At 70.4% G+C, this 17,454-nt stretch carries 19 protein-coding genes; 10 read left to right on the top strand and 9 right to left on the bottom strand.

Annotation, left to right across the window (positions count from 1 at the left end):
* The 3 genes from cydC to ACFWY9_RS22285 all read left to right on the top strand — a co-directional run.
* On the top strand, positions 1 to 1,625 hold a 1,625-nt coding region (cydC, locus tag ACFWY9_RS22295; RefSeq protein WP_378339814.1), incomplete at its 5' end, for a thiol reductant ABC exporter subunit CydC.
* Positions 1,626 to 1,639: 14 nt separating this feature from the next.
* A complete protein-coding gene (locus tag ACFWY9_RS22290; protein ID WP_378339828.1) occupies positions 1,640 to 2,782 on the top strand; it encodes a GAF domain-containing protein in 1,143 nt (380 codons plus the stop codon).
* Positions 2,783 to 3,031: 249 nt separating this feature from the next.
* Positions 3,032 to 4,309, top strand: a complete 1,278-nt coding sequence (locus ACFWY9_RS22285; protein WP_378339813.1) for a haloacid dehalogenase-like hydrolase — start codon at positions 3,032 to 3,034, stop codon at positions 4,307 to 4,309.
* A gap of 37 nt (positions 4,310 to 4,346) precedes the next feature.
* Here ACFWY9_RS22285 and ACFWY9_RS22280 read toward each other — a convergent pair whose 3' ends face one another.
* Genes ACFWY9_RS22280 through ACFWY9_RS22270 form a run of 3 tightly spaced genes read right to left on the bottom strand, consistent with a single transcriptional unit; the run spans position 4,347 to position 7,708 of the window.
* Positions 4,347 to 4,973, bottom strand: a complete 627-nt coding sequence (locus tag ACFWY9_RS22280) for a response regulator (protein ID WP_378331351.1) — start codon at positions 4,971 to 4,973, stop codon at positions 4,347 to 4,349.
* 9 nt (positions 4,974 to 4,982) lie between these two features.
* Positions 4,983 to 7,334: a helicase-associated domain-containing protein gene (locus ACFWY9_RS22275; RefSeq protein ID WP_378339812.1), complete on the bottom strand. Its 2,352-nt coding sequence runs from the start codon at positions 7,332 to 7,334 to the stop codon at positions 4,983 to 4,985.
* Positions 7,335 to 7,351: 17 nt separating this feature from the next.
* Positions 7,352 to 7,708 (bottom strand): nucleotide pyrophosphohydrolase, encoded by a 357-nt coding sequence (locus ACFWY9_RS22270; protein ID WP_378331349.1) that lies wholly within the window; start codon positions 7,706 to 7,708, stop codon positions 7,352 to 7,354.
* Between the two features lie 125 nt (positions 7,709 to 7,833).
* Between ACFWY9_RS22270 and ACFWY9_RS22265 the strand changes: the two genes are divergently transcribed.
* The 4 genes from ACFWY9_RS22265 to ACFWY9_RS22250 all read left to right on the top strand — a co-directional run bounded on the left by ACFWY9_RS22265 (position 7,834) and on the right by ACFWY9_RS22250 (position 11,599).
* Positions 7,834 to 9,162, top strand: a complete 1,329-nt coding sequence (locus ACFWY9_RS22265) for a hypothetical protein (RefSeq protein ID WP_378339811.1) — start codon at positions 7,834 to 7,836, stop codon at positions 9,160 to 9,162.
* Between the two features lie 61 nt (positions 9,163 to 9,223).
* Positions 9,224 to 10,777, top strand: coding sequence for a hypothetical protein (locus ACFWY9_RS22260; protein ID WP_378331347.1), 1,554 nt, complete (start codon positions 9,224 to 9,226; stop codon positions 10,775 to 10,777).
* 115 nt (positions 10,778 to 10,892) lie between these two features.
* Positions 10,893 to 11,186, top strand: a complete 294-nt coding sequence (locus tag ACFWY9_RS22255; protein ID WP_378331346.1) for a type II toxin-antitoxin system prevent-host-death family antitoxin — start codon at positions 10,893 to 10,895, stop codon at positions 11,184 to 11,186.
* The gene (locus ACFWY9_RS22250; RefSeq protein ID WP_378331345.1) at positions 11,183 to 11,599 is read left to right on the top strand and encodes a type II toxin-antitoxin system VapC family toxin; all 417 of its coding nucleotides are present in this window, start codon (positions 11,183 to 11,185) and stop codon (positions 11,597 to 11,599) included. The genes ACFWY9_RS22255 and ACFWY9_RS22250 overlap by 4 nt, the downstream gene beginning before the upstream one ends.
* Before the next feature lie 149 nt (positions 11,600 to 11,748).
* On the opposite strand, the gene ACFWY9_RS22245 is transcribed toward ACFWY9_RS22250, so the two are convergent.
* The 3 genes from ACFWY9_RS22245 to ACFWY9_RS22235 form a co-directional block, all read right to left on the bottom strand.
* Positions 11,749 to 11,919: a hypothetical protein gene (locus ACFWY9_RS22245; RefSeq protein ID WP_378331344.1), complete on the bottom strand. Its 171-nt coding sequence runs from the start codon at positions 11,917 to 11,919 to the stop codon at positions 11,749 to 11,751.
* A 404-nt stretch (positions 11,920 to 12,323) separates the two neighbouring features.
* Positions 12,324 to 13,256, bottom strand: coding sequence for a type I pantothenate kinase (coaA, locus tag ACFWY9_RS22240; RefSeq protein ID WP_378331343.1), 933 nt, complete (start codon positions 13,254 to 13,256; stop codon positions 12,324 to 12,326).
* 118 nt (positions 13,257 to 13,374) lie between these two features.
* Positions 13,375 to 14,004 (bottom strand): macro domain-containing protein, encoded by a 630-nt coding sequence (locus ACFWY9_RS22235; RefSeq protein ID WP_378331342.1) that lies wholly within the window; start codon positions 14,002 to 14,004, stop codon positions 13,375 to 13,377.
* Between the two features lie 214 nt (positions 14,005 to 14,218).
* Here ACFWY9_RS22235 and pheA point away from each other — a divergent pair, with 214 nt between their 5' ends.
* Both pheA and ACFWY9_RS22225 read left to right on the top strand, forming a co-directional pair.
* Positions 14,219 to 15,124, top strand: coding sequence for a prephenate dehydratase (gene pheA, locus ACFWY9_RS22230; protein ID WP_378331341.1), 906 nt, complete (start codon positions 14,219 to 14,221; stop codon positions 15,122 to 15,124).
* Positions 15,121 to 15,735 (top strand): histidine phosphatase family protein, encoded by a 615-nt coding sequence (locus ACFWY9_RS22225; RefSeq protein ID WP_378331340.1) that lies wholly within the window; start codon positions 15,121 to 15,123, stop codon positions 15,733 to 15,735. Before pheA ends, ACFWY9_RS22225 begins: the two co-directional genes overlap by 4 nt.
* Here the strand turns inward: ACFWY9_RS22225 and tenA are convergent.
* Positions 15,728 to 16,411, bottom strand: coding sequence for a thiaminase II (gene tenA / locus ACFWY9_RS22220; RefSeq protein ID WP_378331339.1), 684 nt, complete (start codon positions 16,409 to 16,411; stop codon positions 15,728 to 15,730). The genes ACFWY9_RS22225 and tenA overlap by 8 nt on opposite strands.
* 76 nt (positions 16,412 to 16,487) lie before the next feature.
* On the bottom strand, positions 16,488 to 16,748 hold the full coding sequence (locus ACFWY9_RS22215; RefSeq protein WP_378331338.1) for a hypothetical protein: 261 nt from the start codon (positions 16,746 to 16,748) through the stop codon (positions 16,488 to 16,490).
* Between the two features lie 10 nt (positions 16,749 to 16,758).
* Here ACFWY9_RS22215 and ACFWY9_RS22210 point away from each other — a divergent pair, with 10 nt between their 5' ends.
* Entirely contained in the window at positions 16,759 to 17,160 is a 402-nt protein-coding gene (locus tag ACFWY9_RS22210; RefSeq protein WP_378331337.1) for a DUF4232 domain-containing protein, read from the top strand.
* A 2-nt stretch (positions 17,161 to 17,162) separates the two neighbouring features.
* Here the strand turns inward: ACFWY9_RS22210 and ACFWY9_RS22205 are convergent, their stop codons facing one another.
* Entirely contained in the window at positions 17,163 to 17,333 is a 171-nt protein-coding gene (locus tag ACFWY9_RS22205) for a hypothetical protein (RefSeq protein ID WP_378331336.1), read from the bottom strand.
* Between the last annotated feature and the right edge of the window lie 121 nt (positions 17,334 to 17,454).

Below are 17,454 nucleotides of genomic sequence, written 5' to 3'. Positions count from 1 at the left end.
GCACCGAGGTGGCTGCCCTCGGTGCGGTCCACCGTCCCGTTTTTCAGCGACTGTTCGCCGACCGGCGGCTCATCGGCGGCGGCGTCCTCGGCGCGCTCGCGCTGCTCTGCGGGATCGCGCTGACCGCGACGTCCGGCTGGCTCATCGCCACGGCTTCCCTGCGGCCGCCGATCCTGACGCTGACGGTCGCGGTCGTCGGTGTCCGTGCGTTCGGGCTCGGCCGGGCCGTGCTTCGCTACGTCGAACGTCTTGTCACGCACGACGCCGCTTTCCGCGTCGCCGGACGTCTTCGGGTGCGGTTGTGGGAGTCGCTGACGCGACTCGGCCCGGCCCGCGCTTTTCATGCCGGGGAAGGACAACGCCGCCTGGTCGCCGATGTCGACACCGTGCGGGATCTGCTGCCGCGGGTCGTCTCGCCGCCGATCGTCGTCGCGCTGGTGGCCGCGGGTGCGATCGCCGTGCAGACGTGGCTGCTGCCCGCCGCCGGTCTCACGCTGGCCGTCGCCGTGCTCGTCGGTGCTTTCGCGCCGCTCCTGGCGCTGTGGGCAGAACGGCGGGCGACGTCGGCGCTGTCGGAGGGACGCCGGGCGGTGGCCGCGAAGGTGCTGGTGCTGTTCGAATCGGCCGCCGAACTGCTCGCCTTCGGCACGGCACGACAGCGCCGCGAGGACCTCGCCGCCACCGACGCGCGACTTGCCGCGGACGCCCGCCGACAGGCTTTCGGCACAGGCGCGGCGGAAGCGCTGATCACGCTGGCCTGCGGCGCGGCCATGGTCGTCAGCACCGGTCTGGCCGCGCAAGCCGTCGCGGCGGGCACCCTCGAGGCCGTGCTGGCGCCGGTGCTCGCCCTCGTCCCGCTGGCCCTCGCCGAGGTCCTCGGGCTGCTCCCGCCCGTGGCGCAGCACTGGGACACGCTGCGCCAGGCCAGGACTCGCGTCGCCGAGATCGACGAACTCGCGGCCACCGCCGGCGAACGCCCTGCCACGCGATCCGGGCAGCACGTCGGGCTGCGCAGGGCAGACCTCGCGTGGCCAGGTGGCCCGCCCGTGTTGCGTGACGTCGATCTCGAACTCGCTCCCGGCGGCTATGTCGCCGTCGTCGGCCCGAGCGGCTCGGGGAAGTCGATGCTTCTCGCGGCCCTGCTCGGTTTCCTCACCCCCAGCCGGGGTGAGGTGACCGTGCCGGACAAGGTCGCCTGGGCACCGCAGGAGCCGATGCTCGTGTCGACGACCATCGCCGAGAACCTCCGCCTTGCCGACCCCGCCGCCACGGACGACGACATCAGGCGGGTGCTCGCGCAGGCCGAACTCGGCGACCTGGATCCCGCCACGATGCTCGACAGCGCCGGTGCCGGACTTTCCGGCGGGCAGGCACAGCGGGTCGCCCTCGCCCGCGCGCTGCTCGCCGCACCGTCGGCCGGCCTGGTGCTGCTGGACGAACCGACCGCGCATCTCGACGAACCGACCGCCAGGGCCTTGCGCGCGACGCTGCGCGACGCCCTCGCCGGCCGGACCGTCGTGCACGTGACCCACAGCGCGGACGAAGCGGCCGAGGCCGACATCGTGGTCGAAATCCGCGAGGGCCAGGTCACCACACGTCGACCTGCCGGAGCCGGGGCGGTCTAATGTCGGTACTGCTCATGGATCCGACGCTTGCCGCGCGGGCACTGTCCGCCGCCACCGAGATCACCAGCACCGCTTTGTCCGGCGACGATCCGGGTGCGGTGCTGGACACCGTCGTGGCCAGGGCCGCCGAACTCGCCGAGGCCGACCTCGGGCTGGTCATGGTCAGCGCCGACGATGGCCAGGTCGTCGTCGAAGCGATGCACGACCACGGAGGCGCCGAGGAGTCGCTTCGCGGCTTGACCCTGCCGGCCGACTCGGCCGCGGGGCAGGTCGCCCGTGGCGGCGAACCCGTGGTGACCGAGGACTTCACCGTCGACCCGCGCACCGCGCCGTACGTACCGGAGGAGCTGCGCGGTTTCGGCCCGTTCGCGGCCGCGCCGTTCGGCTCCGGTGGACGCGTGCTGGGCGCGCTCACCGTGTACCGGCGGCACGGGCGTGACCCGTTCTCCCCGGGCACGGTCGAGATGCTGGTCGCCTTCGCCGCACAGGCGGGCGTCGTGCTCGCGTTGGCCGAGGGAGCCAACGCGCGGCACCGCGTCACGCTCTACCAGGAGCGCGAACGCATAGCCCGCGAACTGCACGACGTCATCGTGCAGCGGCTGTACGGCGCCGGGATGCAGCTCGACCGGGTCCGGCGCAATATGCGCAAACGGTTCGCCCAGGCCGACAGCGCACGGCTGTCCGACGCGATCGACCAGCTCGACCAGACCATCGAGGAGATCCGGGGCACCGTACGCGCGCTCCGGTCACCGGAGCCGAGGCACGACACCGGCGCACCGGCCGATCTGGCCGAATCCGCGCGCGGTGAGGTGCGGATCGCCGGCGAGCTGCTGGGTTACCCGCCGACGCTCGAGCTTTCCGGTGAATTCGCCGATGTTCCCGCCGAGCGCGCCGATCACATCCGCGCCGCTCTGCGCGAGGCACTGTCCAATGTGGTCAGACATTCCGGCGCCAGCGCGACCAGGGTGACCCTCACACGCGACGCGGAGGGCGTGAAACTCCGCGTACGTGACAACGGTTCCGGTGTTCCCCAGGGTGTTGCCACCCGTGGCCTGCGCCATCTTTCCGAACGTGCGGAAGCCGCGGGCGGGAAGTTCTTCATCAACTCCTCGCCCAGCCTCGGCACGCTCGTCGCCTTCGATCTGCCGGTGGACTAGGTTCGCTGCTCAGCCTTCTCGGGTCATCGAGTCACCTCCCTTCTGGACGGTGGTCGCCACGGGGCGTCCACAACGGACACCGTGCTGCCGATCGTACCGGAGAGTCGAACATACATTCGACTCTCTAACGAGTGAAAAACAGCCGCAAGAGGTGGCACTGCGTGATGGCGACTAGGCCGGACAAGGGAAGACTCGCGTCAGCCGTTCGTGGCAAGATCACCTCGTCCCCCCGACGACGCTGGAGAACGCATGCCGAAGCTCGCCCGCGCCCTGGCCACGGGTTTCGCCGTCGCCGCGCTGACCGCCGCGCTCGCCCCGGCGGCCACCGCCGACCCGGACACCGCCGGGTGGTCCTGCCCGAAACTGCAGCTCGCGGACCAGTGGTACGGCGGCAACGCCGCGAAAATCCAACGGGTGATCGACGAGCGCGGCCGATGCGGCGGGCATCGCGAGCGCCCGGCGCCGCTGGCCGTGTTCGACTGGGACAACACGGTGATCAAGAACGACATCTCGGATCAGACGGTGTTCTGGATGATCCGGCACGACAAGGTGCTCCAGCCGCGTGCGCGGGACTGGCGCACGACCAGCCGGTACATGACCGACGCGGGTGCGAACGCGCTGAGCGCCGCGTGCGGAACCGCGACTCCGGCCGGAAAGCCGTTGCCCACCAGCACGAACGTCGCCTGCGCCGACGAACTGCTCTCGGTGCGCAAGGACGGCAAGACCACCACGGGCAAGGACGTCTTCGCCGGTGCGGACCGGCGCAAGATGGAGGCCGCCTATGCCTGGGTCGCGCAGATCAACGCCGGCTACCGGCCCGACCAGGTGCGGGCGATCGCGCGGCAGGCACGGGACGAGGCGCTCCGGGCGCCGATCGGCGCGACGCAGCGGGTCGGTTCGACGACTCAGGTCGCGTGGGTCCGGTACTACCCGGAGATCAAGGACCTCATCACGACGCTGAACCGCGCGGGGTTCGCCACCTGGGTGGTTTCGGCCTCGCCCAAGGAAACCGCGGACGTGTGGAGTTCCGGCGTTGGGATTCCACCGAGCCGCACCATCGGGATCGGCTCGCTGACCACTCACGGCAGGATCAACGGCCACCTCGAAGGCTGCGGCGGCATCCCGGACGGCGCGGACGGGATCATCACCTACATCGACGGGAAACGCTGCTTCATCAACAAGAAGATCCTCGGCGTCCAGGGCGCCGCGCAGCTCGACCAGGCGCCCGCGTCGATCCGGCAGGCCGTGGCGGGCGGCGACGCGACGACCGACGTGTCGATGTTGCGCGACGCGACCGGCGTCCGGATCGCGCTCAACCGCAACAAGGACGAGCTGATGTGCCGTGCCTACGACAACGCCGACGGCCGGTGGGCGGTGAACCCGATGTTCATCCAGCCGCTTCCGGAACTGAACCGCGGCTACCCGTGTTCGACCACGGCGTACGAAAACGCCGACGGCACCAGGGGCCCGGTGCTGCGGGACGACGGCAGCGTCATCCCGGACCAGCGCGACACCGTGCACGGCTGAGCGGAGACGCACTCTCCGTCCATAGTGGACAAAGGGGTTACTTGTCCCGCCGCGCGATCCACGCGGCGGCCTGGGTGCGGCGTTGCATGCCGAGCTTCGCCAGCACGGACGTGACGTAGTTCTTCACGGTCTTTTCGGCCAGGAAGAGGCGTTCCGCGATCTCGCGGTTCGAAAGTCCCTGGCCGATCAGTTCGAGGACGTCTCGTTCGCGATCGGTGAGTGTGTCGAGATCGTCCGTCGGCGGGTGCCGGAGCTTGTCGAGGACACGGGCGGTCGTGACCGGGTCCAGCAGCGACCGGCCGGCCGCGACCTCGCGCACGGCGTTGACGACGTCCTGGCCGCGGACCTGTTTGAGCAGGTACCCGGAGGCGCCGGCCATGATCGCGCCGACCATGGCCTCCTCGTCGTCGAAGGCGGTGAGCATCAGGCACTGGGGTGCGTTCGGCTTGGAGCGGAGCTCACGGCAGAGCGTGATGCCGTCACCGTCGCCGAGCCGGACGTCGACGACCGCCACGTCGGGCTCGACGTGCATCGCCACCGCGAGTGCTTCGTCGACCCCACCTGCCTCGGCGACGACCTCGATGTCGGGCTCGTCACCGAGAAGGTCACGAAGGCCACGACGGACCAGTTCGTGATCGTCGACGAGCAGTACCTGGATGGGCATACCCCGAGGCTACGACATGTCCAGTTCGATCCGTTCCAGCGCGAGGCGGCGGTACTTGTTCTCATGGACACACCATGCGTCGAGCACGTCGACGTCCAGTTCCGGAGCGAGGAGCAGCAAGGTCGAGGTTTCGCCGTTTTCCTCGTGGTAGTGCACGGGAACCGGCTGTCCCGCTTCCAGCTGCCAGCACACGCGCTGCTGATCAAGGCTGAGACGACCGCCATAGCGGTCGCTGAACGCCTTGGCCAGCTGGCCGCGTTGCAGCGGCGGCGCCGAAAGCGGGGCGGCCAGCAGCCGGCTCGCGTGGCGGACCGGGTCCTCGGGCGGCGGAGCGGCGTAGGGCCTTTCCGGCTCCGGGACAGCGGCGGCCGGTGCCGGTTGTGGTGCGGTGCCGGGGAGAATGATGCTGCCGTCGGCCTCGTGGTGAGTGGGCGCGTAGCCCGCGTCACGCAGTGCGGCCAGCGTGCCCGCGGCGTCCACTGTGGACGTGAGCACGGTGGGGGCGATCACGCGCAGGCCCAGTTTCGCGAGCTTCCGATGTGCGGCGATCTCGGCGAGGGTCGCCGGGTCCTCGCCGACCACGACGCTCGCGACGTTCATCACGCGGGCCTCGCCGTGCCGCCTCGCGACGTCGTTGACGAGGTAGACCAGCGGCTGCGGAAGCTCGCCCTGCGCGATCGAACGCAGCTCTTCGAGCAGCGTCTCGGCCGTCGAGCCCTGGTCGAACGCGCGCCGGACGGTCGCCGGGCTGAAGCGCCAGCTGGTCGCGGTGCCCTGCGACTCCCGGTCGGCGACGCGGTCGAGCAGGGCGGTGAGCCGGGTGTCGGGCGAGCCCGGCACGATCGCGGTCAGATCGGTGCCGAACAACGCGGTCGTGCGAGCGCGGGACACCAGCTCCCCGACGGCGTCCCGCAGCGGCTGTTCGTCGGTTTCGAGGTGCTCGAGCGCTCGCCCGATCGTGGTCAGCGCGCCCGAGGCGACGACGCCGAGCAACTCGCCTTCCGCCAACGCCACCGGAAGGTTCTCCGCCAGCTCGGTTTCCTCCAGCATCGGCGCCCGCCAGGCGGCCATCCGGACGAACGCGGCCTGGTCGGTGACCGCGGTGCCGGGTTCGAGTTCGGCGAGCAACCGCACGATCAGCTGGTGGTAGGCCGCCGCCGCGCCGAGGAGGTCGTGGTCGTACTCGGGCGAGGAGGGGGTCCACCATGCGGTGAGCAGCAGGAGCGCGAGTTCGGCCTGTCCCGGCCGGACGATCTCGTCGTTCGGGGTCAGCCCGAGCGGCCGGGGCGGGGCCTTGCGGCCGCGGCCGGACGGCGCCGGGCCGGTTTCCACGGCGACGAGCAACTGCGTGTCGAGGAGCAGCTCCAGCGCCAGCTCGATCTCCGGGACGGACGCGCCGAAGTCCTTGGCGAGTTTCTTGGTCAGCCGTGCACCGACGTTGCCGTCCTTGAGCAGGGGAAGCGGCTCCGCGGCGGCCGTGTCGAGGATCGCGGTGGCCCGGTCGAGCAGCCGCAGCGTGGCCGCCGACGCGAGCGCTTCGGCGTGTTCGGCGCCGACCGTGGCGGTGGGGAGTTCGGGCGGTTCCGGTGTGAACGGCAGGTGGTAGTCCGGGCCGCGCAGCGCGAGTGAAACCTCGAGGGCCAGGTAGCCCGTGCCGTAGTAGGTGCTGAACAGCAGCGCCCGCGCGAACGCCCAGGCCAATGGTGAGGCCTCGGACAGGGCTTCGACGTGCAGATTCTCCACGTCCGGGCCGTCCGCGGCCATCTCGACGAGCGCGGCCCGCGTCCCCGCGGGTGCGGTGGCGACCAGCTCCCTGACCTTGTCGCCGTCACGGTAGAACGCGACGAGGTTTTCCTGGAGTTCCCGTTTCGGCCCTTTCGCCGGGAGACCCAGCGTGCCGCTGAGCTGCCTGAGTTCCGGGATGCCCAACGCCGAGAGCATGTCCGCCATGGAGCGGCCGAGGCCGTACTGCTGGTAGGCGTCGGCGTGCAGCACCTCGGGGAGTGCCACCCCTTCGTCCTCGCGCCACGCGAGTGCCCTGTCCTGCATTCCGTCCACAATGGACTCAACGGTCGCCGTCTTCGCGCCGAGCCACCGGGCGATCTCGTCGATGGGCGCCGGGTCCTGCCCGAGCGCGAAACAGAGCTGGACCGCGTGCAGGGCTTGGATGTACGGCGCGGGAAGCGGCTCGATGGCCGCCGACATCGACGTGTTCGACGACAGCCGCGCGGCCAGCACGTCGAGCCTGCGTGGCCATGGCGGTAGCAGGGTGTCCGCCCTGTGCTGCAAGACGGTCGCCAGTTGCTTCTCGTCCAGCCTCGCGAGCCAGCCGAGCAGCCCTTCGGTGCTGCTCTGATGCATCATCCGAGGCTAGCCGGTCACCGCGACGGATCGGACGACGGCGTCGCCGGACCGGCCGTCTTCGGTGGTGGGAACCGGATCTCGTTGCGGTCGATCTTGGCGTTCGCGGCGGCGAGGAGGTCGACGCCGAGGCTGTTGGCGAGCTGGACCAGGTAGAGCGTGACGTCCGCGATCTCGTCGAGGACGTTCGCTTCCAGTTCCGGATCCGAGCGCCAGGCGGCCGCCTCCTCGGGTGTGAGCCACTGGAAGAGCGAGATCAGTTCGCCCACTTCGCCGGACAGCGCCATGGCCAGGTTCTTCGGGGTGTGGAAGGGCTCCCAGGCGCGTGCCGCGGCGAAGTCGCGCAACCGCTGGGTGAGGTCGTCGAGGGTCACCGAACCTGCTTATCACCCGGTGCGCGTACCTCGTGAACCGGTCACCCGGCGTATCCGTATTACTCCAAGAAGAGTACGCGGTTGGCGCACACCCGTGAGCAATCAGGTAAGGCAGACTGATGCGCGTGAACTCCCCGGCGGATCTACGCGTCTACCTGCGCACCTTGGACGCGGAGACGCTGGTCGAGCTGATCTGCGGACAGGCCGCCCGTGACCCTGAGTTACGTCAGTCACTCGAACTGCGGGCCGCCACTCAGGGAGGTGACGTCGCCGAGGCGCACCGGCTGCTCGACACCGCGGTCGGCGGTGGCAACGTCGACTACGGCGCCAAGATCGGCGCGGTGCTCGATACTTTGCAGCGCCTTCTCGACGCCGGGAGCAGCGCCGATCTCGCACCGCTGGCCCGCCGCACGGTGGACGACATCAGCGAAACCGTGGAGCAGTCGGGCGATCATTCCGGTGAGCTGGCCGACCGGCTCGAGCGCGCGGTCGACCTGTACGCGCGGGCGTGTGCCGCCCGGCCACCGGATCCCGAGCGGCTCGCCGAATGGATTCTCGAGGTCGAGTTCGACGGTCCCGGCTGGCCGGTGATCGAACTCGCCGACTTCGCGTCCGCGTTGGGGGAGAAGGGACTTCGCCGGATAAAGTCCACTGTGGACGCTGTGCTGGCCGAAGGTGGCACCGGGCCGCGCCGGGAGATCGCCGAACGGTTGCAGGAGGAACTCGCCGAGGTGCTCGGCGACGTCGACGGGCTGGTCGCGCTGTTGTCCGCGAAACCGCCGAGGGTCGACGTCAGCCTCAAGATCGTGCGGGTGCTGCGTGCGGCGGGCAGGCACAGCGAGGCGATCGCGCACGCCGCCCGTGCCCTCACCCTCGACAAGCCCGAACCGGAACCCGAGCCGGAGGACGAGACGGTTTCCTTGCGCCGCAAGGAGTTCGACGCCGAACCGGACCGGCGCACCTATGCCGCGCTGCAGGCCGCCGCGGTGGCGGCCGGACGGTGGTCGGCGCACCACCGGGCCGCGATGTCCCGCCTTCGCGAGCTTGCCCGTGAAGGGCAGCAGGGAGCGGACGAACTCACGCATGTCCTGCTGGCCGAGGAACGCTTCGACGACGCCTGGCGTGCCTGTGTCCGCTTCGGCGCGTCGCTCGAACTCCGTGCCGAACTGGCCGAACTGCGCGCGGCCGAGTATCCGGCGGACGCGATCCCGGTGTATCGCGGCCGGATCGAGGACCTGATCGAACGCAAGGACCCGCAGTCCTACCGCGAAGCCGCCCGACAGTTGCGGAAGCTGCGTACGTTGCACCGGCGCGCGGGCAGCACCGACGAGTTCACTGAGTATCTCGGCGGGCTCGTGGACACGCATCGGCGTAAGACGCGGTTGATCGCGGAGGTCAGAGCCGCACGCATCGCCTTACCGAAATCGCGCGCACCACAGCCCGTGACGAGCTGAAACGCGCGCCGAACGGCGCCCGGGAGCGGCGCCCGCGCGGGGCGGTGCAAACATGTGCGCCATGAGCCCGGTGAGTCGTGCCCGCAAGATTGCTTCCCAGCCCACAGCGCCCAGCGTGAACGGTGTGTTCAAGGACGTCCTCCGGGACTTCTCGGCGCTCGGCGCCGACCCCGGCGTGTTCGACGTCGAACTGCTCACGTCGGAGGTGCTCGGCCAGTGGTGGGACCTGCCGCTGGAGGAGGACCAGGAACCGCTCGGGCTCGAGCTGATCGCGTTCGCCCAGCGCAAGATCACCCCGGGCGCGGCGGCGCTGCTGGCGGCGTTGCGGGTCGTGGCGGAGACGCAGGAAGAGCGCGACGCGGCGGCCGAGGCCCTCGCGGTCGTGCTGGGCCGGGGCATCCCGGAGCCGGAATGGGCGGCCGCGGTGGGCGAGGTGAAGGTCGGCGAATGCTGGCGCACCGGTGACGTCTACGGCGACGAATCGTCGCTGCTGTGCGTGTTCTCGCACGGGGAGCGGGCACACGGCCTGCTGGCGCTGCTCGATTTCACCGACGGCGGCCGGGTCCGTGATCTCGTGGTCATCGACGAACCCCAGGAAGTACTGGCGGAGATGCGCGAGCAGGCCGCGGCGGAGTCCGATCTCGTCGTGCTTTCCCCGGTCGAACCCGCCGAGGCGCATCGGCTGCTCGCGGACGGCCTCGCCGCGACCGACGTGCTGGAGGAACCGGACGTCAGCGAGGACTACGCCCGATTCCATGCCATCGCGCTGACCTGGTGCCGGGCGCTGCCCGATCCCGCGCCGTCGCCGGAGCCGGCCGAGTGGGACGAGGCGACGCGCGAGGCCGTCGTCGAGGATTTCGTCGCGCAGAGCGGGATCGACGACACCGACGCCGCGCGGGGGCTGGCCCGGTTGCTGGTCGACCACGGCTGTGAGACCGAGCCGTCGGCGCCGTTGCGGGTCGGCCCGGAGAAGATCGCGCGGTTCCTGGAAGCCTTGCTGGACGGCGAATTCGACCTCGACGCGGAACACCAGGACGCGGTCGCACCGGTGCTGCTGGCGTGGACCGCGTGGGCCGCCGGGCGGGCCGGGCTCGGTGAATCCGCGGTGGCGGCGCTGGTCGACGCGGTGACGGAATACCTCGACGAATACGCGACCGACGACTCGGCGCTCGACGCCTACCTCGACGGTTCCGAGGAGCTGGACGACCCGACCGAGCTGGCCGAGGCGCTCGATCGGCGGATGTTCGCGATTCCCTCGCTGTCGACGGTGATCGGCGACGAAGAGGTCGACCTTGAGCCCACCGATCCGGAGCAGCGGCGGCTGCTGGTGATCGGGGAACACCCCGAGTACCACGAATCGCTGGCCTCGGACACCTTCGACGGTGCGCCCCGGATGCGCCTCGAACTCAAGACCGCGCTCGTCGACCAGCTGTGGGACAACGAGCCGCCAGAGGCCTGGGAGGCCGCGAGCAGGCTGCGGGAGAACGGTCTCGAACGCGACGAGATCCTCGACCAGCTGGTGGGCGTGCTGGAGGGGCAGCTGCGGGAGACCGGGCCGGATCGGTTGGACTACGACGTCGACGGCTACCGCAAAGCACTCGATCAGGTGAACTAGCCTGGCTGCCCGCAAGGCGCTGAACAGGGCTTTTCCTAGAAAAGGGCCGGACTCCGGGGACGCGGAGACCGGCCCTTTCTTGCACCTCTTCCCCAATCCTGTCTAGTCTGTCTAGATGAAGGATGAGACGTGGCAGGTTCAGGACGCGAAACAACGGCTGAGTGAACTGTTGCGCAGAGCTGAGGAGAGTCCTCAGTTCGTCACCAGGCATGGGGAGGAGGTGGCCGTGGTGATCGACATCAAGTTCTTCCGGGAACTCACCGGAACCGAAGGCGGCGTGGACTTCAAGGTCGCACTGGCACCTCACCACACGGAGGCGGGGGAGGCACTGGCGGACGTGCTGGAAGAAGTGGCGGCGGAACGGGCGGAAGAACTGCCGCGAGAGGTGTCGCTGGGGGTGGGTGAGTGAGCTTTCTCCTCGACACGAACATCGTGTCCGAGGCCCGGCGCCGAACGTGGAATCCGGGGTTCGCCCGGTGGTGGGGAAGTGTGTCGTCGAGCGGGCTCTACCTGAGCGTGCTGACGATCGGCGAGATCGAAAGGGGGATTCACAAGCTGCGGCAACGAGAGGGCACGGATCGGGAGCGGGCCGACGCGCTGAGCACGTGGCTGGACGGGCTCGGCAGGCAGTTCGCTGATCGGATCCTCTCCGTCACGGCGGAGATCGCGACGGAGTGGGGGCGCCAGTCCGCGCCGCGCCGGGTCCCGGCGATCGACGGGCTGCTCGCGGCGACCGCCCGGGTCCACGGGCTGACGCTCGTGACCCGCAATGTGGCGGACGTGGCGGGAACCGGGGCGCGGGTGCTCAACCCGTTCAGTTGACGGAACGCGAGACGGGGCAAGGGATCGATGGTGAGGCGGGTTCGTTCCCGGCTTCGGCCGGGTTTCGGACGCCGCGGCGGCAGGGTGCTCGGTGAGCGGTTCAGGTCGGCGGCTTGCGTCAGCGGCCGGGTCAGCAGCTAGGCAGGCGGCTAGGCCAGCGGGGCCGCGCTGGGGCCGGTGCCCTCGCTGACGTCGGACGTCTTCCGGTGCCGGTCGCGGAGCGCGTCGTCGACATCGACGACGAAGGCACCGGCCGCCATGGCGACCAGCAGGGTCAATCCCAGAACCGCGCCGACCCAGGTCACGATGATCGAGAACATCGTCGGCCTCCCTCCCAGCTCAGGGTCGTTTTCTGCTCCCTTTCAGAGTCGCTGCAACGTCGACATGCCGGTATCGGCCAACCGGTTACAGGTCAGGGTGGCTTCCTCGGCCGATCGGCCGAGGAAAACGCCGGAACGCGCGGAATGGACGACGGATGGTGCCCGGGTGTTCGCCCACAGTGCGAACACTCGTGCAGCCGGGTGAACCACGCCGGTCACCGGGGTAATCGGGCCGCCGCGTGCGGGCAGCCGGACAGCGGCGACGTGTCCTCGCCGCCCCGCGGCCTCCGAGCGCTCCCGGCGGTGTCCGCCGGATGGGCCCCGACCGGGCCCGCCGGAGAGGCGAACCGGCCAGAAAGGGGAGGGTGGGGCGGGGGAGGGGGCGGGCCCCTCACCCCCGCGGTTCAGAGCTTGCGGAGGCGGACGCGGTTGATGGTGTGGTCGGCGTCCTTGCGGAGGACCAGGGTCGCGCGGGGCCGGGTGGGCTTGATGTTCTCCATCAGGTTGGGCTCGTTGATGGTGTGCCAGAGGTGGCGGGCTTCGGCGCGGGCCTCGTCGTCGGGAAGGCCGGCGAAGTGGTGGAAGTGCGAGGCCGGGTCGGCGAACGCGGTGTGGCGCAGTTTGAGGAACCGTTCGACGTACCAGTGTTCGATGTCGTCGGTGTGCGCGTCGACGTAGATCGAGAAGTCGAAGAGGTCGGAGACGGTGAGCCGGGGGCCGGGCTGCAGGACGTTCAGGCCTTCGAGGATGAGGATGTCCGGCCGCTGAACGACGTGCTCGCGGTCGGGAAGGATGTCGTAGGCGAGGTGGGAGTACACCGGGGCGCTGACCCGTTCGGCGCCGGATTTGACCTCGGTGACGAAGCGCAGCAGGGCACGCCGGTCGTAGCTTTCCGGGAAACCCTTGCGGTGCATGATCCCGCGGCGCATGAGTTCGGCGCGGGGGTAGAGGAAGCCGTCGGTGGTGACGAGGTCGACGCGGGGGTGATCCGGCCAGCGGGCGAGCAGGGTGCGCAGGATCCGGGCCGTCGTCGACTTGCCGACGGCGACGCTCCCGGCGATCCCGATCACGTAGGGGACCTTGGTGCCGCGGCAGTCTTCGCCGAGGAACGTCGTGGTCGCCTCGTACAGCCGCTGCCGGGCGGCGACCTGGAGGTTGATCAGCCGGGAAAGCGGCAGATACACCTCGGCGACCTCGGCGAGGTCGACCTGCTCGCCGAGACCGCGCAGCTTGACGAGCTCGTCGGCGGTCAACGGCAACGGGGTCGAGCTCCGCAGCTCGCGCCACTGTTCCCGGTGAAGCTCCACGTAGGGGCTGAGCTCGCGGACCCGTGACATGCACACTCCTCGGCCGTCGCCTGCGCTGGCGCCGAAATAACGCGTTACCAACGGTAGGGCTTACCGCGCGTGAACGCGCTGTGATGTGGTGCACGCCCCAGGGGAGCGGAAAGTGTGGTCAGCGTGCCGAGGGAACACGCCGGGTGCCGAAAACCTCTTCCCAGGCCGCCGCGACCTGCCGTGCGCAGGTGGCAGGCTCCACGCCGCCGACACCCGTGCCGAGGCCGGGCATCGCGATCGTGTCCACGAGATCACACAGCCTGCCCTGGTCGACCCGGCCGTCCCGCCACTGCTGGAACACCGCTCGCGCGGCGAGGTAGGGATGCACGGTGTCGGCGGGGAGGTGCTCGCCGGGTTCCCGCATCGTCGGCGCGCTGATGAGCCACGCCGGGGCGGCTTCACCGGTGGGGACGACGACGGCCTCGCCGATCGGCAGTTCCCCGCCGTGGAAGGCCAGCACCGCGCTGCGGACGCTCTGCTCGACCCCGGGGAACGCCCTGGCGTAGACGGCGTCGATCCCGCCGCGCATCCAGCCGTACGAGTTCGCGGGGCTGACCACGGCCTGGGCGAGAACGTCGAGCACCGAGCCGCGGTGTACCCGTACGGTGCCGTCGACGGCTTCCGCGGTGGCGGTCCAGGCGGTGGCGAGGGGTTCATCGACGGCGCACAGCACCAGCTCCGGGGTGCGTGAGGCAACCGGAGGACCGATGCCCTCGCGGCCGGTGTGTGTGCCTGAGTCGGCGGTCACCCGCCTAGCATGGCAAAAAATGCCACCCGGCGTAACCGGTTTGCATACCGGCTGTCCGAGTGAAAGTGGCCACTACGGTGGCCGGCGGGAAAAATCGCGGTGACAGGTCGTCGTGGTGGTGTTTACGGGACACCCGCACCCGATCGGCTGCGTGAGGGTGAGTTCATCGCGCCTCAGACGCGAAGCCCTTTCGCCGACTGCGTAGCCTGGCGGCGTGGCAAGGATCGCGTATTTCGGCCCCCAGGGCACGTTCACCGAACAGGCCGCGCGGGTGCTCGCCGCCGGCGAAGAACTCGTTCCGGCGGAAACCATCCGGCTGGCGCTCACCGCGGTCCGCGAGGGCGAGGCCGACGCTGCCTGCGTCCCGGTTGAGAACTCGGTGGAGGGCGCGGTCACCGCGACCCTCGACGGCCTGAGCGACGCCGATCCGCTGGTCGCCGTCGCCGAGGCGATTCTCCCCGTGCATTTCAGCGTGCTGAAACGGCCGGGCACCACGGAGATCCGGACCGTGGCCAGCCATCCGCACGCGCTCGCGCAGGTCAGGGACTGGCTGGAGGTGAACCTGCCCGGCGCGAAGCCGGTCGCGTCCTCGTCGACGGCGGCCGCCGCGGTCGGCGTGCACGCGGGCGACTTCGACGCCGCCGTGACCGCCCCGGTCGCCGTCGAGCACTATCCGCTCGAAGTCCTCGCCACCGGTGTCGCCGACGTCTCGGACGCCCGGACCCGGTTCCTGCTGGTCCGCAAGCCGGGCGAACTGCCGCCGCCCACCGGCTTCGACCGCACCTCGATCGTGGCCGCGGCGGTGAACCGGACCGGCACCCTCGCCGAGCTGCTCACCGAGCTGGCCACGCGGGGGATCAACCTCACCCGGCTCGACGCCCGCCCCACCCGCAACAACTTCGGCGAGTACCGGTTCTTCATCGACTTCGAGGGGCACATCGCCGAACCGCGGATCATCGACGCGCTCGCCGCCCTGCGCCGCCGCTGCCACCTGCGCTTCCTCGGTTCGTACCCGCGCGCCGACGGCATCCGGTCGACGATCGAGCCCGGCGCCGACAACGACAGCTTCGTCGAAGCGACGGCCTGGGTCGACGCCGTCCTGAAGGGAGATCTCGCGTGAAGCTGCTGCTCGTCCGTCACGGTCAGACCGAGGGCAACGTGCGCGGTGCGCTCGACACGGCGTTGCCCGGTCCGCCGCTCACCGAACTCGGCGCGGAGCAGGCGCGGAACCTCATCACCCAGCTGGACGGTGAGCCGATCGTCGCGATCTACGCGTCGCAGGCCGTTCGCGCGCAGCAGACGGCCGCGCCGCTCGCCGCCGCGCTCGGTCTCGACGTCAAGGTCATCGAGGGCGTCAAGGAGATCGACGCGGGGGACCTGGAGAACCGCAACGACCAGGAGTCGATCAGCATCTACCTGAAGACCGTCGGCCAGTGGCTCCAAGGCGACGTAGCCGTCGCGATTCCCGGCGGGGAAACCGGCGAACAGGTCCGCACCCGGTTCCTCGGCGCGGTCGCGGCGTTGCGGTCGGCACACGAGCGGACCGATCCGGACGGCACCGTCGTCCTGGTCAGTCACGGTGGCGCGATCCGGGTCTGCGCCGAATGGCTCGCCTCGAACGTCCGGCCCGACATCGCGAACAGCGCGCTCATCCCCAACACCGGCATCGTCGAACTCGAAGCCGTGCCGGACGGCTGGCGCTGCCGGACGTGGGTGGACACCGTCATCTGAACGCGGCGGTGGGCCATGGCTCCTGCCGGTAAGCGCTGTCCCAGAACAGCCATTCGTACTCACACGCGCGGGTGAACGCGGCGAGCATGCGGGCACGGGTCGCTTCGTCGGCCGAGGCCGCCGCGCGATCCACCGCGTCGCGGCAGGTGCGTACCGCCGCCTCGAAATCCTCGTCGGCGTAGGTGTCGATCCACGCGCGGTACGGATTGTCCGCCCCGTCCGGCAGGCGCCGCAGGATGTCCGAGCCGACGTGCTGGTAGATCCAGAAGCACGGCAGCAACGCCGCCAGCAGCTCCGGGTAACCGTCCGACTGGGCCGTGGCCAGCAGGAACGACGTGTAGGCGAGGCAGGTCGGCGAGGTCTCGATCGCCGCGAGATCGGCCTCGCCGAGGCCGAACCGCTCGAAGTACCCCTCGTGCAACGCCCGCTCGACGACCACGGCCTCCCGCGCCGCGCCCGCGAAGAACGCGACGTCGTCCGGTTCCGGTGCCCGCGCCGCCGCGACGGCCAGCGCGCGGCCGAACCCGATCAGGTACCGCGCGTCCTGCGCGAGATAGAACTGGAACCGGTCTCTCGCCAGCGTGCCCGCGGCCAGCTCCTCGTTGAACGGGTGAGCCAGGATCGCTTGTTGTAAGTTCGCCGTGTGCTGCCACGCTTGGTCAGAAAATCCCGTCACGTTTACCCCTGTCCCCGGGTGGAAAGTAACCATGGGCGCAACCCCGCGCCGAGGCCGCACGTCTTCACAACAGAAGTCACCCAGCACAGGGGAGGCGATTGACCATGGTACGCAGCAAGATCACCCGGGTCGGCGCGATCACCACCGGCGTGGCAGGCGTTCTTCTGCTTCTCTCCGCCTGCGGCCAAGGGGCGGCACCGGCGTCGAACACCTCCAGCGCGCCCAGCTCCCCGTCGTCTTCGACCTCGTCGGCGCCGACGGCTTCCTCCAGTTCGAGCCCCGAGACGTCCCAGCCGTCCTCCAGCCCGGCGCAGCCGGTGGCCGAGGGGCACTGCAAGGCGGGGGACGTGAAGGTGTCCCTCGGCCAGGGTGACGCCGCCGCGGGCACGGCGTATCGCCCGCTGGTGATCACCAACACCAGCGGTCACCAGTGCACGATCCAGGGCTTCCCCGGCGTCTCCTACGTGGCGGGCGCCGACGGCCACCAGGTCGGCCCGGCCGCCGCCCGCGACGGCGGCGCCGGCGGGCTGGTCACGCTGGCCAAGGGGCAGAGCGCGACCGCGGACGTCGGGTTCGTTCAGGTCCGCAACTACGACGAAGCCGTCTGCAAGCCCACCGAGGTCACCGGCGTGCGGGTCTACCTGCCGGGGGAGACCGCCTCGAACTTCGTGCCGTCACCGGGCACCGGCTGCACCGGGGAGAAGATCCCCGGCAACCAGCTGACCGTGAAGGCGGTCCACAAGGGCTGAGGTCAGAGCCGGGCGCACAGCTGCTCGGCCTGCACGAGGTGACGCTGACCGGAGAGGTCGTTGAAGTGCAGGCTGAACACCATCCGGCTGACGCCGTCGATGTGGTCGGCGAGCGACTGGTATGCCGGGTCGACCTCGGCGGCGGCCGCCGACAGCTCGCGCGCGGCGGTCATCCGGTGCAGCTGTCCGGCGGACAGGGACGTGGGGGGGGGGCCGGGGGGGGCCCGCGGGGGGGGGGGGGGGGGGACCAGGCCGGGGAGGGGGGGGGACGAGGCCCCGGCGGCGAGCGGCCGG

The organism is Amycolatopsis sp. NPDC059027, from assembly GCF_042739735.1.
GTDB lineage: Bacteria > Actinomycetota > Actinomycetes > Mycobacteriales > Pseudonocardiaceae > Amycolatopsis.
Note: the sequence above shows the minus strand (reverse complement) of the source record. Positions and strands in the feature narration are given on the sequence as shown.

What these genes read in the sequence shown, in the direction of transcription:
- ACFWY9_RS22290 (WP_378339828.1), top strand. Translation starts at nt 1,640, where the DNA reads ATGGATCCGACGCTTGCCGCGCGGGCACTGTCCGCCGCCACCGAGATC.
- ACFWY9_RS22285 (WP_378339813.1), top strand. Translation starts at nt 3,032, where the DNA reads ATGCCGAAGCTCGCCCGCGCCCTGGCCACGGGTTTCGCCGTCGCCGCG.
- ACFWY9_RS22280 (WP_378331351.1), bottom strand. Translation starts at nt 4,973, where the DNA reads ATGCCCATCCAGGTACTGCTCGTCGACGATCACGAACTGGTCCGTCGT.
- ACFWY9_RS22275 (WP_378339812.1), bottom strand. Translation starts at nt 7,334, where the DNA reads ATGCATCAGAGCAGCACCGAAGGGCTGCTCGGCTGGCTCGCGAGGCTG.
- ACFWY9_RS22260 (WP_378331347.1), top strand. Translation starts at nt 9,224, where the DNA reads ATGAGCCCGGTGAGTCGTGCCCGCAAGATTGCTTCCCAGCCCACAGCG.
- ACFWY9_RS22255 (WP_378331346.1), top strand. Translation starts at nt 10,893, where the DNA reads ATGAAGGATGAGACGTGGCAGGTTCAGGACGCGAAACAACGGCTGAGT.
- ACFWY9_RS22245 (WP_378331344.1), bottom strand. Translation starts at nt 11,919, where the DNA reads ATGTTCTCGATCATCGTGACCTGGGTCGGCGCGGTTCTGGGATTGACC.
- coaA (WP_378331343.1), bottom strand. Translation starts at nt 13,256, where the DNA reads ATGTCACGGGTCCGCGAGCTCAGCCCCTACGTGGAGCTTCACCGGGAA.
- ACFWY9_RS22205 (WP_378331336.1), bottom strand. Translation starts at nt 17,333, where the DNA reads ATGACCGCCGCGCGCGAGCTGTCGGCGGCCGCCGCCGAGGTCGACCCG.